This is a genomic window from Rhizobium sp. NZLR10, from assembly GCF_019685125.1.
GTDB lineage: Bacteria > Pseudomonadota > Alphaproteobacteria > Rhizobiales > Rhizobiaceae > Rhizobium.
Genome location: NZ_JABDWE010000006.1, coordinates 179,155 through 193,263 on the forward strand (window position 1 = coordinate 179,155; position 14,109 = coordinate 193,263).

The following is a 14,109-nucleotide window of genomic DNA, read 5'->3' on the forward strand; positions in this document are numbered from 1 at the left end:
CAGCTTGGAAAGAGGATGGCGAACCGGATGCCGGTCAGCCCTGTCAAATCGTGAGGATCGCTGCGGCATCACCTCAAAAGGTCTGGCCGGCGATCATCACCAAGTGCTCGACGACGGGGCCGAGCGCCAAGGCCGGGAAGAAGGTCAGGCCGCCGACGATCAGGATAGTGCCGACGAGCAGCCCGACGAAGAGTGGACCATCCGTGGGGAAAGTGCCTGCCGAGGCCGGAACCGTCTTCTTGCCGATCAGCGAGCCGGCGATGGCCAGTGCCGGGATGATGACCAGGAAGCGGCCGGCGAGCATGCCGATGCCGAGCGTCACGTTGTACCAGGGTGTATTGCCTGCCAGCCCGCCGAAAGCCGAGCCGTTATTGGCCGCAGCCGAGGTATAGGCGTAGAGGATTTCGGAGAAGCCATGCGGGCCGGCGGTGCCGATCGAGGCGACGGCGGACGGCAGCACCGTGGCGATCGCGGTGAAAACCAGCATGGCAAGCGGCAAGCAGAGGATGGCGAGAACGGCCATCTTCATTTCCTTCGCCTCGATCTTCTTGCCGAGATATTCCGGCGTGCGGCCGACCATCAGGCCGGCGACGAAGACGGCGACGATGATGAACAGCAGGATACCGTAAAAGCCGGCGCCGACACCGCCGACGATGACTTCGCCGAGCTGCATGTTGATCAACGGAACGAGGCCGCCGAGCGCGGTGAAGCTGCCGTGCATCGCATTGACCGCGCCGCAGGAGGCGGCGGTGGTGATGACCGCAAACAGCGAAGACAGGGCGACGCCGAAGCGGACTTCCTTGCCTTCCATGTTGCCGCCGCCAAGACCGAAGGCGTGCATCGATGGGTTACCAGCGGCTTCCGCCCAATAGGTGACGGTGACGCCGGCGAGGAACAGCACGCCCATCGTCGCAAGGATCGCCCAGCCCTGGCGCTGGTTGCCGACCATGCGGCCAAAGACGTTGGTCAGCGCCGCGCCGATTGCGAAGATCGAAACCATCTGGATGAGGTTGGAGATCGCATCGGGGTTTTCGAAGGGATGGGCCGAATTGGCGTTGAAGAAGCCGCCGCCATTGGTGCCGAGCATCTTGATCGCAAGCTGCGAGGCGACGGGGCCGACGGCGATCGTCTGCTGCGCGCCTTCGAGCGTCGTCGCATTGACATAGGGTCCGAGCGTCTGCGGCACGCCGAGATAGACATAGACAAGCGTCAGCACGATGCAGATGGGCAGCAGCACATAGAAGGTGGCCCTCGTCATATCGACCCAGAAATTGCCGATGGCCTTGCCCGACGTGCGCGCGAAGGCGCGGATGAAGGCAAGTGCGATGGCGATGCCCGTCGCCGCGGAGGCGAAGTTCTGGACGGTGAAGCCAGCCATCTGGGTCAGATAGGACATCGTGCTTTCGCCGCCGTAGTTCTGCCAGTTGGTGTTGCTGACGAAACTGACGGCGGTGTTGAACGAAAGCTCCGGCGGGACGGCCGCCATGCCGGCCGGATTATAGGGAAGGCCGGCCTGCAGGCGCTGCAGCGCATAAAGCACGATGACGCCGAGAAGGTTGAAGAGCAGCATGGCAAAGGCATAGGAGGTCCAATGCTGTTCCTCGCGTTCGCCCGTGCCGGCCATGCGGTAAAGTCGCCGTTCGATCGGAACGAGGACGGGTGACAGGAAAGTGCGCTCGCCGCTGAAGACACGCGTCATGTAGCCGCCGAGCGGTTTGACGAGCACCAGGATGATCCCGCAGTAAAGCAGGATCTGAAGCCATCCGTTGAGGGTCATGGAGGTAAACTTTCAATACCCGGCTGCTTCTCGGTCGCATGCGCGACCTCAGAAGCGCCAGTTCTTTTCAGAAGCGTTCCGGGCGAAGCAGAGCGTAGGTGAGGTAGACAGTGAGAAACACGGTTACGGCACCGCTCAAGACATAATCGAGGGTCATCGTCGTTTCTCCTGTCAAAGCCTGTCGCAGGCTCTTGTGTAGGCAAAGCACAGCGCGAAGAATATGATCGCGGTGCCAAGCAGAATGATATCCATCATGATCGTGACTCCTGTTGTTATTGTTGGAGTCAGACAAGACAAAGGGCGCACACCCTGGGGGGGTCGCCTTTCATGCTTTCTGGCGTGGAGATGATCTTTTCGATCTCTCGGAGATCAATATGGAACCGAAGGGCATAAAGGTTCGAGACGAGCAAGGAGCCGTCAATATAAAAATCTCATAAATGCTTTTCAGCGAGCGAGCTAAGGATCGATCCGGAACCGGTATTGGCCTTGGGCGCTGCGGCCGTCCATCGAGAGGACACGCCAGTCGATGGTATAGAGGCCGGGCGCCATAGCAGGGTCGAGCGGGACCTTGAAGATCGATCCTTCAGGACCGGAGAGAAATGGCTTGCCGGTGGGAAGCGCCAAACCCTCAGCATCGAACAGGATGGCCGTCGAGCGGGCAAGATTGACCGGGCCGGTGAAGGTGAGCGCGAGATTGGCCGGCACCACCCTTTCTTCCTGCTGCGGCGGGAGCGATGCTTGTTCGAGGGCCGCAGACGCCCCACTTGCGGCAAAGAGCAGGGATGCGAACAGACAGAATGACACGATCGATTTCATGATGGTCTTCCTTATCTTGCTGATCCGCATCTGCCCGGAGTCATCATGCTTCCGTGGCGCCGTGCCGGCTCATGGCTAATAACGCTGTCGGTGGCGATTTCGATCCCTCGTCTCGACGACAACACGCACCGGCCGCGGCTGGCGGCCCTTCGGCAGTTCGACAATCGGGTCCACAAGCCGGCGCCAGAATTCCCGCAATGACCTTGATATCGTCAGGCCGCAAGACCGATTTCCGCCGACATTATCGGGATCTTTCTTCATCTCTCTGCCTGTCCTCATGGTCGGGATCTCGTATGGAGAATGTACTCTCCGACGGTCTCGGCTGGAATCATACAGAGGTCTTGGAACACAAATCTTTCGGATTATAGAGGCGGGCATTTCATCGCATGTTGAGCAAAAGCTTAATCTCTAAGATTGAATTGCCGCCCCTTCCCGTCTTATAGTCGCTTCAACGGCACTCGATGAACCGAGGGGCCATAGGGAAGGAAACCGACGATGACCAAAGTCCGTGCGCTTGTCCTCGAGCGCCAGCATGAGCTTGCGCTTCGTGATATCGATCTGCCGCTCGAAACCGGCCCGGGCGAGGTGAAGATCAGGATCCACACCGTCGGTGTCTGCGGTTCCGACGTGCATTATTACACGCACGGCAAGATCGGCCCCTTCGTGGTCAACGCGCCGATGGTGCTCGGCCATGAAGCAGCAGGCACGGTCGTCGAGGTCGGGGCCGGCGTCACGCATCTGAAAGTTGGCGACCGCGTCTGCATGGAGCCTGGCATTCCCGATCCGAATTCCAAGGCAAGCCGGCTCGGCATGTACAATATCGATCCGGCGGTGACCTTCTGGGCGACGCCGCCGGTCCATGGCGTGTTGACGCCGGAGGTCGTGCATCCCGCCAACTACACCTTCAAGCTGCCTGACAATGTCAGCTTCGCCGAGGGCGCCATGGTCGAGCCCTTCGCCGTCGGCATGCAGGCGGCGAGCAAAGCGAAGATTACACCCGGCGATACCGCCGTCGTCCTCGGCGCCGGGCCGATCGGCACGATGGTGGCGATTGCTGCCCTTGCCGGCGGCTGCGCCCGGGCGATCGTCGCCGATCTCGCCCAGCCGAAGCTCGATATCGCCGCGCAATATCAGGGCGTCATTCCGGTCAATATCCGCGAAAAGAACCTGAGCGAAGAGGTCGGCCGGCTGACGGACGGCTGGGGCGCCGATGTCGTCTTCGAATGCTCCGGCTCACCGAAGGCCTGGGAGACGATCATGGCGCTGCCGCGCCCGGGCGGCGTCATCGTCGTCGTCGGCCTGCCGGTCAACCCGATCGGCTTCGACGTTTCGACGGCATCGACCAAGGAGATCCGCATCGAGACGGTGTTCCGCTACGCGCATCAGTATGAGCGCTCGATCGCCCTGCTCGGCTCGGGTCGCGTCGACCTGAAACCGCTGATTTCCGAGACCTTCACATTCGAGGATTCGATCAAGGCGTTTGATCGCGCCGTCGAGGCGCGGCCGAACGACGTAAAGCTGCAGATCGTGATGGAATAGGCCGTCTCATCGCCTTTACGAGCGCCTGGCGCTGAGTTTCATTTTGCGAAAGACCAGAGCCGCGCCTGCGACGACAGCCGCGCCTCCGGCTGCGACCAGCAGATGGCGGTGAAGGGGAAGGTGGCCTAATATCTGTTCGATGCCGTGTCCGAACAGGTAACCGAGCGCCGTGAAAAGCTGCCCCCACACCAGCGCGGCCGCGGCATTCAGGAGGACGAATTTTCCGGTCGGTATCCGTGTCGTGCCGATGACGATGGGGCTGATCGTCCGCAGCCCAACCAGAAAACGAAATGCAAGAATGAAACCGGTGGGATATTTTTCCAAAAGCGCGGTTGCGCGCGCCAGCGCCGGCTTTTCCTTCAGCCGGCGGACGAGGCTCCAGCTAGCCGCGTAACGACCGACGAGGAACCATAGTTGATCGCCGGCGAAAGATCCGGCCGTGGCCGCGAGCGACGCCGACCAATAGGGCAGCAGCCCGCGGTGTGAAATCACGCCGCCAAGGAACGCGGCCGTTTCGCCTTCAAAGGCGGCGCCCAGAAAGATCGCCAGCAGGCCGTAATTCTCGATCAGCAGTTCGATAGACACGCGGGGTCCGCCTCCAGCTGTCGATTTCCAAACATCACAGCTAAACCGGCTTCAGATCGCCAAGCAGCGTTGGAATCAACTCCGATACCGTCGGATGGATCGGTACCGACCATTGCAATGCCGGATAGGTCGTTCCCGCATTCATCGCATCGATCAAGCCGTGGATCACCTCGTCGCCCTCGATGCCGAGGATCGCCGCGCCGAGAATCTGCTTGGTCTCGGCATCGGCGATCACCTTCATGAAGCCCTTGGTCTCGCCGCGCTCGTTGGCGCGGCCAACCCGGCTCATCGGCCGGGTCGATACCATGATCTTGCGGCCGGAGGCGCGCGCCTGCTTCTCCGTCATGCCGACGCGGCCGAGTGGCGGGTCGATATAGAGCGCATAGGCCGGGATGCGGCTTGAAACCTTGCGGTCGTCGCCGTCGAGGAGATTGGCAGCGGCGATCTCGAAATCATTGTAGGAGGTGTGGGTGAAAGCGCCGTGGCCGTTGCAGTCGCCGAGCGCCCAGATGCCCTCGATATTGGTGGCGAGCCTGTCATCGACCGCGATGAAGCCGCGTTTGTCGGTGATGACGCCCGCGGCATCGAGGCCGAGATCGTCGGTGTTCGGCTTGCGGCCGGTGGCGATCAGCACATGGCTCGCATCGATCTTCGCCGGGCCGGCGGTGACGCTCACCCCGCTGCCGTTTCTGGCGAAGGCGATATTGCCGGCGTCGGTGTGGATGCCGATGCCTTCCGAGCGCAGGATGTCGGCGATCGCATCCGATATATCCTCGTCCTCGCGCGATGCGAGCTTCGGGCCATGCTCGATGACGCTGACGTCAGTGCCGAAGCGGCGATACATCTGCGCGAATTCCAACCCGATATAGCTGCCGCCGATCACCACGAGATGCCGGGGCAGCGTGTCGAGATGGATGATCGAGGTGCTGGTGAGGTAATCGATATCATTGATGCCTGGGAGCTCGGGGATGACGGGCCGCGCGCCGACATTGAGGAAGATGCGCGGCGCGGTCAGCGTCTCGCCATCGACGCTGACGGTGTTGGGGCCCTCGAAGCGGGCATGGCCGTAGATGATGCTCATGCCGTCCATGCTGCCCAACCAATCGATCAGGCCGTTGCGGGCATTCATCGTGACTTTTTCGGCGCGGGCTCTGACCACCTTCATGTCGACGGCGATCGCGCCGGGGATCCTGACACCATAAGCGGCGCCGCTTCTTGCGACATGGGCGGCGCGGGCGCTGGCGACCAGCGTCTTCGTCGGCATGCAGCCGGCATTGACGCAGGTGCCGCCGAGGAATTTTCGCTCGATCAGCGCCACCTTCATGCCCTTTTCGACCATGCGGGCGGCAAGCGACGGGCCGGCCTGGCCGGCGCCGATCACGATAGCGTCGAAGCTTTTCATCCGACGGCCCCCACGATCAGCACCGCGCCGATGACGGCGACGGCATCCTCGATGAGGGCGGCTGGCAGGTCCTTGCCGAAGGAGGCGGCAAGCCGGCTGCGGAGGGCAGCGCCGCCATAGGTGCCGATGACGGCGCCAATTACGCCGGCGATCAGCCCGCCGAACAACAGGCTGCTGGCCGCACCGATGGTTGCGCCTGCCAGCGCGCCGGCGACGATGCGGGCGCCGAACTGCATCGGCACCTTGCGCGACGGCGTCGACGGCAACTGGTCGGCGATCAGTTCGACGACGGCGAGAACCGTGAAGATCCACGGCGTCCACTTGTAACCCATGAAGGCAAGCGGCGTCTGCGAGACGTCGAACCAGCCAAGTGCCGCACCCCAGGCGACGGCGGCCGGCGCCGTCATGGTGCGAAGGCCGGCAACGACACCGATCAGCAATGCAAGAAGCAGAAACATGCGATCCCCCTCTTTGCCGGCTTTGTGCCGCGAGAGGAAAGGTTGCACATTGTCAGGCGCCTGGCAATTCGCCTTGACGGGCCGGTGAATTAGTTCGCGAAAGCCGCGATGCCGGTGATCGCCCGGCCGATGATCAGCGCATGGATGTCGTGCGTACCCTCATAGGTGTTGACCACTTCGAGATTGACGAGATGGCGGGCGATGCCGAATTCGTCGGAAATGCCGTTGCCGCCGAGCATGTCGCGGGCGGCGCGCGCAATCTCCAGCGCCTTGCCGCAGCTGTTGCGCTTGAGGATCGAGGTTAGTTCCACGGGCGGATGGCCTTCCTCCTTCATGCGGCCAAGCCGCAGGCAGCCCTGCAGGCCGAGCGAGATCTCCGCCGCCATGTCGGCGAGCTTCTTCTGGATCAGTTGATTGGCGGCGAGCGGCCGGCTGAACTGCTTGCGCTCCAGCGTGTATTGCCGTGCCCTGGCATAACAATCCTCGGCAGCACCGAGCGCGCCCCAGGCGATGCCGAAACGGGCCGAATTCAGGCAGGTGAACGGGCCCTTGAGGCCGGTGACGCCGGGCAGAAGATTTTCCTCGGGCACGAAGACCCCGTCCATCACCACTTCACCGGTGATCGAGGCGCGCAAGCCCACCTTGCCGTGGATGGCGGGAGCCGAAAGCCCTTTCCAGCCCTTTTCGAGGATGAAGCCGCGGATGAGGCCGTCCTCGGTCTTGGCCCAGACGACGAAGATATCGGCGATCGGCGCATTGGATATCCAGGTCTTCGAGCCGGTGAGGCTGTAGCCGCCGTCGACTTTTTTCGCGCGTGTCGCCATCGAGCCGGGGTCGGAGCCGTGATCGGGTTCGGTCAGGCCGAAGCAGCCGATCCATTCGCCGATGGCGAGTTTCGGCAGGTATTTCAGCTTCTGTGCTTCGGAGCCGAATGTTTCGATCGGCACCATGACCAGCGAGGACTGCACGCTCATCATCGAGCGGTAACCGCTATCGACCCGTTCGACTTCGCGGGCGATCAGGCCGTAGGCGACGTAACCGAGACCGGCGCCGCCATACTCAGGCGAGATCGTCGGGCCGAGCAGGCCGAGTTCGCCCATTTCGCGGAAGATCTGAGGATCGGTCTTTTCATTGCGGAAGGCGTCGAGAACGCGGGGCGCAAGTTTTTCCTGCGCATAGGCATGGGCCGTATCCTGCACCATGCGCTCCTCGCTGGTGAGCTGCTCCACCAGGCGGAACGGGTCGGCCCAGTCGAAAACCTCGCGCGTATGCTGCATGTCGGCGTCTCCTCACCCTTGAACTCAGGCTTGCCTCGCTCAAGCTCGCATAGACCCGCCAGCCGACCGCGTCAACAGAAGGCGGCCGTATCGAAAAGACAGCGCCCGCCATCTTTTCAAAAGCGTCGGCATGATCCACTTTGCCGGCGATCGATTCTGGAATGAGGAGACGGAAATGTCGTCAAGCGATCTGTTCGTATCGGCCGAAGGCGCCGAATGGGTCAACCCCGAGCCCGGCGTCGTCAGGCGCATCATGACCTATCTGCCTGAGATGATGATGGTGGAAGTGGCCTTCGAAAGCGGCGCTGTCGGTGCTGCTCATTCGCATCCGCACATCCAGGCAAGTTATGTCGCCGAGGGCAGCTTCGAAGTGACGATCGACGGCCGGACTGAGGTGCTGCGCCAGGGCGGCAGCTTCATCGTGCCCCCCAATCTCGTCCACGGCGTGAAGGCGCTGGAAAAGGGTCGGCTGATCGATGCATTCACCCCGCACCGGGCCGAGTTTCTCAAATAGTCAAGTTTCGGCTTCGGACCGGCGCGGCGCGCCTGCGGCGGTGACGTAGGGCGGCACGAAGCGCACATCCTCGCCGCGCACCGCCTCGCGCAGGAAATCGATGACGGCGCGAACGCGCGGCGCCTGTTTCAGGTCGCGATGGCAGGTGATCCAGTATTGGCGCTTGAGGTCGATTTCCTCGGGCAGCACGCGCACGAGCTCGGGATAACGGCTGGCGAAGAAGTAGGGCAGGATGCAGAGGCCGAGGCCGTTTCGGGTGGCGGTGAGCTGCGCGAAGATGCTGGAACTCTGGAATTGCGGCTTGATGCGCGGATGCACATCGCTCAGATAATCCAGGCCCGGCGCGAAGATCATTTCCTCGATATAGCTGACGAAGGGATGGCCGAGCAGGTCCTCGCGGCAGGTGATCTCAGGCGCCTTTGCCAGATAGTCGCGCGAGCCGTAGATCTGCAGGTGATAATCGGTCAGCTTCTCGGCAAAATAAGGCCCGCCCTTCGGCTCGTCGAGCACGACGGAAAGATCGGCGTCCTTGCGCGACAGCGACATGATCTGCTGGATCGTCACCAGTTCCAGCGCCAAGTGCGGATGCTGGGCGGCAAACCGCGGCAGCACGGTCGCGAAGAAGAAATTGGCAAAACCTTCAGGCGCGCTGAGGCGCACGAGGCCGCGCTGCGCCATCGAGCCGTCGGCGAGATCGGCGCGCAGCCGCTCGGTCTCCTGCTCCATCCGCTCGGCTGTCTCGATGAAACGCGTGCCCATGGCGGTCAGCACATAGCCGCGCGGATTGCGCTCGAAGAGCTTGACCTTGAGGGTGAATTCCAGCCGGTCGATGCGGCGCGAGACCGTGGCATGGCTAGAGCGCAACTGCCGGGCCGCCGTCGAGAGCTGTCCAGTGCGGGCTACGGCTAGAAAAAACTGCAGATCGTCCCAAGTAAACTGCGGTGGATTGTTCATGGCGATCCCCTCTGTTCAAAAATGAACAGATACTGTTTGGAATTAGTTGTAAATCACCCGTTGCCTCAAGGCGGAATTTCCTTGATCGTAGGCTAAGGGTCGGCCGCTCCGAGGAGTGCGGCTGGCCAAATCTGAACAGATCCGCAATCTGGCCAATCTCTGGGAGGAGAGAATATGCGTAAGAATCTCATTGCATCAGTTGCATTTCTGCTTGCAAGCAGCACTGCGGTGCTCGCGCAGAGCGCGACCGACGGCAAGGTCAAGATCGGCATCCTGAACGACCAGTCGGGTGTCTATGCCGATTTCGGCGGCAAGTCTTCCGTCGAGGCTGCCAAGATGGCGGTCGAGGATTTCGGCGGCAAGGTGCTTAATGTGCCGATCGAGATTGTCGATGCCGACCACCAGAACAAACCGGATATTGCCTCCAACATCGCCCGCCAATGGTACGACACCGAGCAGGTGGATGCGATCATGGAATTGACGACCTCGTCGGTGGCGCTCGCCGTGCAGGCTATCGCCAAGGAGAAGAAGAAGATCGACATCGTCACCGGTGCGGCGACGACCGATCTCACCGGCAAGGCCTGCTCGCCTTACGGGTTCCATTGGGCCTACGACACGCATGCGCTTGCCGTCGGCACCGGCGGCGCCCTCGTCAAGCAGGGCGGCGACAGCTGGTTCTTCCTGACCGCCGACTATGCCTTCGGTTATTCGCTGGAACAGCAGACCAGCGATTACGTCAAGGCGAGCGGCGGCAAAGTCGTCGGCGCCGTCCGCCATCCGCTGTCGACCCAGGACTTCTCGTCCTTCCTGCTGCAGGCGCAATCATCCGGCGCCAAGGTGATCGGTCTCGCCAATGCCGGCCTCGACACCTCGAATGCCATCAAGCAGGCGGCCGAATTCGGCATCACCCAGGGCGGCCAGCATCTGGCGGCGCTGCTCTTCACGCTCGCCGAAGTGCATGGTCTTGGCCTCGAGGCGGCACAGGGGCTGACGCTGACGGAAGGTTTTTACTGGAACCGCGACGACGAAAGCCGCGCCTTCGCCAAGAAGTTCTTCGCCCGCACCGGCAAGATGCCGAACATGATCCACACCGGCACCTATTCGGCAGTGACGCAATATCTGAAGGCGGTGCAGAAGGCCGGCACCGACGAAACGGAAGCCGTCGCCAAGCAGCTGCATGAAATGCCGGTCGACGACGTCTTCGGCCGCGGTGGCACGGTCGGCGCCAATGGCCGGATGATCCACGACATGTACCTGCTGCAGGTCAAGAAGCCGGCTGAAAGCAAGGAGCCGTGGGATTATTTCAACGTGCTTGCCACCATTCCCGGCAAGGAAGCCTATATCGATCCCGCCAAGAGCGGTTGCGATCTGGTGAAGTGAGCGCAATGGCGGTTTCCGCAATTGAAACGCAGGAAAAGCCGCGGGTGGTATTGTCCGCCCGCGGCCTGCGCCGCGATTTCGGCGGCTTCACGGCCGTCAAGAACGTCGATCTCGACGTGCATGATGCGAGCGTGCATGCGCTGATCGGCCCAAACGGCGCCGGCAAGACGACGGTGTTCAACCTGCTGACCAAGTTCCTGCAGCCGACATCGGGCACGATCACGCTGATGGGCACCGATATCACCAAGACGCCGCCAGACAGGGTGGCGCGCATGGGGTTGGTGCGGTCCTTCCAGATCTCGGCGGTCTTCCCGCACTTAAGCGTTCTCGACAATGTGCGGGTGGCGCTGCAGCGGCCGAACAATCTTTCCACCCAGTTCTGGCGGCCGCTCTCGGCGCTCGACCGGCTGAACGCGCGCGCCGAGCAACTGCTTGCCAGCGTCGGGCTTTCCAAGGAGCGCGATCAGATCGCCGCCGATCTCTCCTATGGCCGCAAGCGCGTGCTGGAGATCGCCACCACGCTGGCGCTCGATCCCAAGGTGCTGCTGCTCGACGAACCGATGGCCGGCATGGGGCTTGAGGATGTCGCCGTCGTCTCATCCATCATCCGCGACGTCGCCCGCGACCGGGCGGTGCTGATGGTCGAGCACAATCTCTCCGTCGTCGCCAATATCTGCCAGCATGTCACCGTGCTGCAGCGCGGCGAAATCCTCGCCGAGGGCGACTACGCCACAGTCAGCCAGGACGAGCGCGTGCGCGTCGCCTATATGGGCACGGAGGAGCATTGATGGTCGCTCTCCTCGAAGTCCAGGGACTGAACGCCTGGTACGGCGAAAGCCACGTCCTGCACGGTGTCGACATGCGAGTGGCCGAAGGCGAGACGATCACCATTCTCGGCCGCAACGGCGTCGGCAAGACGACGACATTGCGCACCATCACCGGCATCGTGCGGTCCCGCAAGGGCAGGATCAGCTTTGCCGGCAGCGACATGATGCAGGTGCCGCTGCACAGGACGGCCCACCGCGGCATCGGCTTCGTGCCGGAGGAGCGCGGCATCTTCTCGACGCTGACGGTCTCGGAAAACCTGCTGCTGCCGCCGGTCGTGGCGAAGGGCGGCATGACGCTTGACGAGATCTACGAACTCTTCCCCAATCTCTACGAACGCCGCAGCAGCCCCGGCACTAAACTTTCCGGCGGCGAACAGCAGATGCTGGCGATCGCCCGGATACTGCGCACCGGCGTCAGGTTGCTTATTCTCGACGAACCGACGGAGGGACTTGCCCCCGTCATCGTCCAGCGTATCGGCGAGGTGCTGCAGACCCTGAAAGGACGCGGCATGACGATCCTGCTGGTCGAGCAGAACTTCCGTTTCGCCAGCCGTATTGCCGATCGCTTCTATCTGATGGATCATGGGCAGATGGTGTCGGAATTCCCGGTCGGCGAACTGCCGCAGCGCATGGATACGCTGCACAAGGTTCTGGGAGTATGACCAGATGACGATGATCTTCGGCATTCCCCTGCAGGCGTTGCTCGGCCAGCTGTTGATCGGCCTGATCAACGGCTCGTTCTATGCGCTGCTCAGCCTCGGCCTTGCCATCATCTTCGGCTTGCTCAGGGTGATCAACTTCGCCCATGGCGCGCAGTACATGCTCGGCGCCTTTGTCGCCTATCTGCTGCTGACCTATGCCGGCATCGGCTACTGGCCGTCGCTGATCCTGGCGCCTGTCATCGTCGGCCTTGCCGGTGCGATCATCGAGCGGCTGTTCCTGCGGCGGCTCTACGATCTCGATCCGCTCTACGGCCTGCTCTTCACTTTCGGGCTGGCGCTCGCGGTCGAGGGCACCTTCCGTTATCTCTATGGCTCGTCCGGCCAGCCCTATGCGACGCCGGCCGCACTGGCAGGCGGTGCCAATCTCGGCTTCATGTTCCTGCCGATCTATCGCGGCTGGGTGGTCGTCGTCTCGCTCGTCGTCTGCCTCGGCACATGGCTGCTGATCGAGAAGACCAAGCTCGGCGCCTATCTCCGCGCCGCCACCGAAAACGCGACACTGGTGCAGGTCTTTGGCGTCAACGTGCCGGTGCTGCTGACGCTCACCTACGCGCTCGGCGCCGGCCTCGCCGCCTTTGCCGGCGTGCTGGCCGCGCCGATCTACCAGGTCTCGCCGCTGATGGGCTCGAACATGATCATCGTCGTCTTCGCCGTGGTGGTCGTCGGCGGCATGGGATCGATCATGGGCGCGATCATCACCGGTTATGTGCTCGGCATCGCCGAGGGCCTGACCAAGGTCTTTTATCCCGAGGCTTCCAACATCGTCATCTTCGTCATCATGGCGATCGTGCTTCTCATCAGGCCTGCGGGCCTCTTCGGCCGGGATGCCTGACATGACCGACATCACCGACACCATTCAAACGGAAAAAAGCCGAACCGCCCTTTCGGTGCAGGCGGGCTTCCTCGCCATTGGGCTTTTGCTCCTGCTGCTCGCGCCGTTCTTCTTCTATCCGATCTTCCTGATGAAGCTGCTGTGCTTCGCGCTGTTTGCCTGCGCCTTCAACCTGCTGCTCGGTTATACCGGCCTGCTGTCCTTCGGCCATGCCACCTTCTTTGGCGGGGCCGCCTATTTCACCGCCTATACGGTGAAGGAATGGGGGCTGCCGCCGGAGCTCGGCATTCTGATCGGGGTGGCGGGTGCGGCGTTTCTCGGGTTGGTGATGGGCTTCTTCGCCATCCGCCGCCAGGGGATTTATTTCGCGATGATCACGCTGGCGCTGTCGCAGATGTTCTTCTTTTTCTGCCTGCAGGCAAAATTCACCGAAGGCGAGGACGGCATCCAATCGGTGCCGCGCGGCCATCTCTTCGGCTTCATCGATCTGAACAGCTCGACCAACATGTATTATTTCGTGCTGGCGGTTTTCATGATCGGCGTGCTGATCATCTGGCGTTTCATCAACTCGCCCTTCGGCATGATCCTGAAATCAATCCGCGAGAACGAAAATCGGGCTGTCTCGCTCGGCTATTCCGTCGCGCGTTACAAGCTCGGCGCCTTCGTCATGTCGGCAGCCCTTGCCGGGCTTGCGGGCGCGGTAAAATCGATCGTCTTCCAGTTTGCGACGCTGACCGACGTCGCCTGGCAGATGTCGGGCGAGGTGATCCTGATGACGCTGCTCGGCGGCATCGGCACGCTGATCGGCCCGCTCTTCGGCGCCGGGCTGGTGGTGGCGTTGGAAAACTACCTCGCTACCTCGGAATTTCCGGTGACGATCATCACCGGCATCGTCTTCATGGTCTGCGTGCTGATCTTTCGTCGCGGCATCATCGGCGAATTCTACGCCTCGCGGCTGGGGCGCAAACTGGGATTCGTCTATCGCCGCTGAGCGGGCGAACCTCTTCCCGTCCCGCGGGGAGAGGG

Annotated in this window: 15 protein-coding genes; 7 read left to right on the top strand and 8 right to left on the bottom strand. The window is 62.2% G+C overall.

What is annotated here, in order from left to right:
• Positions 1–73: 73 nt before the first annotated feature.
• The 3 genes from kdpA to HJB82_RS11675 form a co-directional block, all read right to left on the bottom strand.
• Positions 74–1,777: a potassium-transporting ATPase subunit KdpA gene (kdpA, locus tag HJB82_RS11665; protein WP_221115669.1), complete on the bottom strand. Its 1,704-nt coding sequence runs from the start codon at positions 1,775–1,777 to the stop codon at positions 74–76.
• A gap of 67 nt (positions 1,778–1,844) precedes the next feature.
• Entirely contained in the window at positions 1,845–1,934 is a 90-nt protein-coding gene (locus HJB82_RS11670; RefSeq protein ID WP_003547774.1) for a K(+)-transporting ATPase subunit F, read from the bottom strand.
• 299 nt (positions 1,935–2,233) lie between these two features.
• Positions 2,234–2,593, bottom strand: a complete 360-nt coding sequence (locus HJB82_RS11675) for a copper resistance protein CopC (RefSeq protein WP_207585589.1) — start codon at positions 2,591–2,593, stop codon at positions 2,234–2,236.
• A 495-nt stretch (positions 2,594–3,088) separates the two neighbouring features.
• On the opposite strand from HJB82_RS11675, the gene HJB82_RS11680 reads away from it, so the two are divergent.
• A complete protein-coding gene (locus HJB82_RS11680; protein ID WP_221139984.1) occupies positions 3,089–4,132 on the top strand; it encodes an NAD(P)-dependent alcohol dehydrogenase in 1,044 nt (347 codons plus the stop codon).
• 15 nt (positions 4,133–4,147) lie between these two features.
• Here the strand turns inward: HJB82_RS11680 and HJB82_RS11685 are convergent, their stop codons facing one another.
• The 4 genes from HJB82_RS11685 to HJB82_RS11700 form a co-directional block, all read right to left on the bottom strand.
• Positions 4,148–4,717 (bottom strand): DedA family protein, encoded by a 570-nt coding sequence (locus tag HJB82_RS11685; RefSeq protein WP_221115671.1) that lies wholly within the window; start codon positions 4,715–4,717, stop codon positions 4,148–4,150.
• Between the two features lie 40 nt (positions 4,718–4,757).
• Positions 4,758–6,119 carry an FAD-containing oxidoreductase gene (locus tag HJB82_RS11690; protein ID WP_221139985.1) on the bottom strand — a complete coding sequence of 454 codons (1,362 nt, stop codon included), beginning with the start codon at positions 6,117–6,119 and terminating at the stop codon, positions 4,758–4,760.
• Positions 6,116–6,577, bottom strand: coding sequence for a DUF4126 family protein (locus HJB82_RS11695; RefSeq protein ID WP_221115673.1), 462 nt, complete (start codon positions 6,575–6,577; stop codon positions 6,116–6,118). Before HJB82_RS11695 ends, HJB82_RS11690 begins: the two co-directional genes overlap by 4 nt.
• A gap of 89 nt (positions 6,578–6,666) precedes the next feature.
• The gene (locus HJB82_RS11700; protein ID WP_207585594.1) at positions 6,667–7,854 is read right to left on the bottom strand and encodes an acyl-CoA dehydrogenase; all 1,188 of its coding nucleotides are present in this window, start codon (positions 7,852–7,854) and stop codon (positions 6,667–6,669) included.
• 175 nt (positions 7,855–8,029) lie between these two features.
• On the opposite strand from HJB82_RS11700, the gene HJB82_RS11705 reads away from it, so the two are divergent.
• Positions 8,030–8,368 carry a cupin domain-containing protein gene (locus tag HJB82_RS11705; RefSeq protein ID WP_183834382.1) on the top strand — a complete coding sequence of 113 codons (339 nt, stop codon included), beginning with the start codon at positions 8,030–8,032 and terminating at the stop codon, positions 8,366–8,368.
• Here HJB82_RS11705 and HJB82_RS11710 read toward each other — a convergent pair whose 3' ends face one another.
• Positions 8,369–9,322: a LysR family transcriptional regulator gene (locus HJB82_RS11710; RefSeq protein WP_221115674.1), complete on the bottom strand. Its 954-nt coding sequence runs from the start codon at positions 9,320–9,322 to the stop codon at positions 8,369–8,371.
• 174 nt (positions 9,323–9,496) lie between these two features.
• Between HJB82_RS11710 and HJB82_RS11715 the strand changes: the two genes are divergently transcribed.
• Genes HJB82_RS11715 through HJB82_RS11735 form a run of 5 tightly spaced genes read left to right on the top strand, consistent with a single transcriptional unit; the run spans position 9,497 to position 14,074 of the window.
• Positions 9,497–10,702, top strand: a complete 1,206-nt coding sequence (locus HJB82_RS11715) for an ABC transporter substrate-binding protein (RefSeq protein ID WP_207585596.1) — start codon at positions 9,497–9,499, stop codon at positions 10,700–10,702.
• A 5-nt stretch (positions 10,703–10,707) separates the two neighbouring features.
• Entirely contained in the window at positions 10,708–11,490 is a 783-nt protein-coding gene (locus HJB82_RS11720; RefSeq protein ID WP_207585597.1) for an ABC transporter ATP-binding protein, read from the top strand.
• A complete protein-coding gene (locus tag HJB82_RS11725) occupies positions 11,490–12,191 on the top strand; it encodes an ABC transporter ATP-binding protein (RefSeq protein WP_207585598.1) in 702 nt (233 codons plus the stop codon). Before HJB82_RS11720 ends, HJB82_RS11725 begins: the two co-directional genes overlap by 1 nt.
• Positions 12,192–12,195: 4 nt before the next feature.
• Positions 12,196–13,083 (top strand): branched-chain amino acid ABC transporter permease, encoded by an 888-nt coding sequence (locus HJB82_RS11730; protein ID WP_221115677.1) that lies wholly within the window; start codon positions 12,196–12,198, stop codon positions 13,081–13,083.
• A 1-nt stretch (position 13,084) separates the two neighbouring features.
• Positions 13,085–14,074 carry a branched-chain amino acid ABC transporter permease gene (locus HJB82_RS11735; RefSeq protein ID WP_221131883.1) on the top strand — a complete coding sequence of 330 codons (990 nt, stop codon included), beginning with the start codon at positions 13,085–13,087 and terminating at the stop codon, positions 14,072–14,074.
• The last annotated feature ends 35 nt before the right edge of the window (positions 14,075–14,109 follow it).

Coding starts and splice junctions, on each gene's coding strand:
- HJB82_RS11700 (WP_207585594.1), bottom strand. CDS start 7,854: ATGCAGCATACGCGCGAGGTTTTCGACTGGGCCGACCCGTTCCGCCTG.
- HJB82_RS11705 (WP_183834382.1), top strand. CDS start 8,030: ATGTCGTCAAGCGATCTGTTCGTATCGGCCGAAGGCGCCGAATGGGTC.
- HJB82_RS11680 (WP_221139984.1), top strand. CDS start 3,089: ATGACCAAAGTCCGTGCGCTTGTCCTCGAGCGCCAGCATGAGCTTGCG.
- HJB82_RS11710 (WP_221115674.1), bottom strand. CDS start 9,322: ATGAACAATCCACCGCAGTTTACTTGGGACGATCTGCAGTTTTTTCTA.
- HJB82_RS11715 (WP_207585596.1), top strand. CDS start 9,497: ATGCGTAAGAATCTCATTGCATCAGTTGCATTTCTGCTTGCAAGCAGC.
- HJB82_RS11675 (WP_207585589.1), bottom strand. CDS start 2,593: ATGAAATCGATCGTGTCATTCTGTCTGTTCGCATCCCTGCTCTTTGCC.
- HJB82_RS11720 (WP_207585597.1), top strand. CDS start 10,708: ATGGCGGTTTCCGCAATTGAAACGCAGGAAAAGCCGCGGGTGGTATTG.
- HJB82_RS11690 (WP_221139985.1), bottom strand. CDS start 6,119: ATGAAAAGCTTCGACGCTATCGTGATCGGCGCCGGCCAGGCCGGCCCG.
- HJB82_RS11730 (WP_221115677.1), top strand. CDS start 12,196: ATGACGATGATCTTCGGCATTCCCCTGCAGGCGTTGCTCGGCCAGCTG.
- HJB82_RS11735 (WP_221131883.1), top strand. CDS start 13,085: ATGACCGACATCACCGACACCATTCAAACGGAAAAAAGCCGAACCGCC.
- kdpA (WP_221115669.1), bottom strand. CDS start 1,777: ATGACCCTCAACGGATGGCTTCAGATCCTGCTTTACTGCGGGATCATC.
- HJB82_RS11695 (WP_221115673.1), bottom strand. CDS start 6,577: ATGTTTCTGCTTCTTGCATTGCTGATCGGTGTCGTTGCCGGCCTTCGC.
- HJB82_RS11725 (WP_207585598.1), top strand. CDS start 11,490: ATGGTCGCTCTCCTCGAAGTCCAGGGACTGAACGCCTGGTACGGCGAA.
- HJB82_RS11670 (WP_003547774.1), bottom strand. CDS start 1,934: ATGACCCTCGATTATGTCTTGAGCGGTGCCGTAACCGTGTTTCTCACT.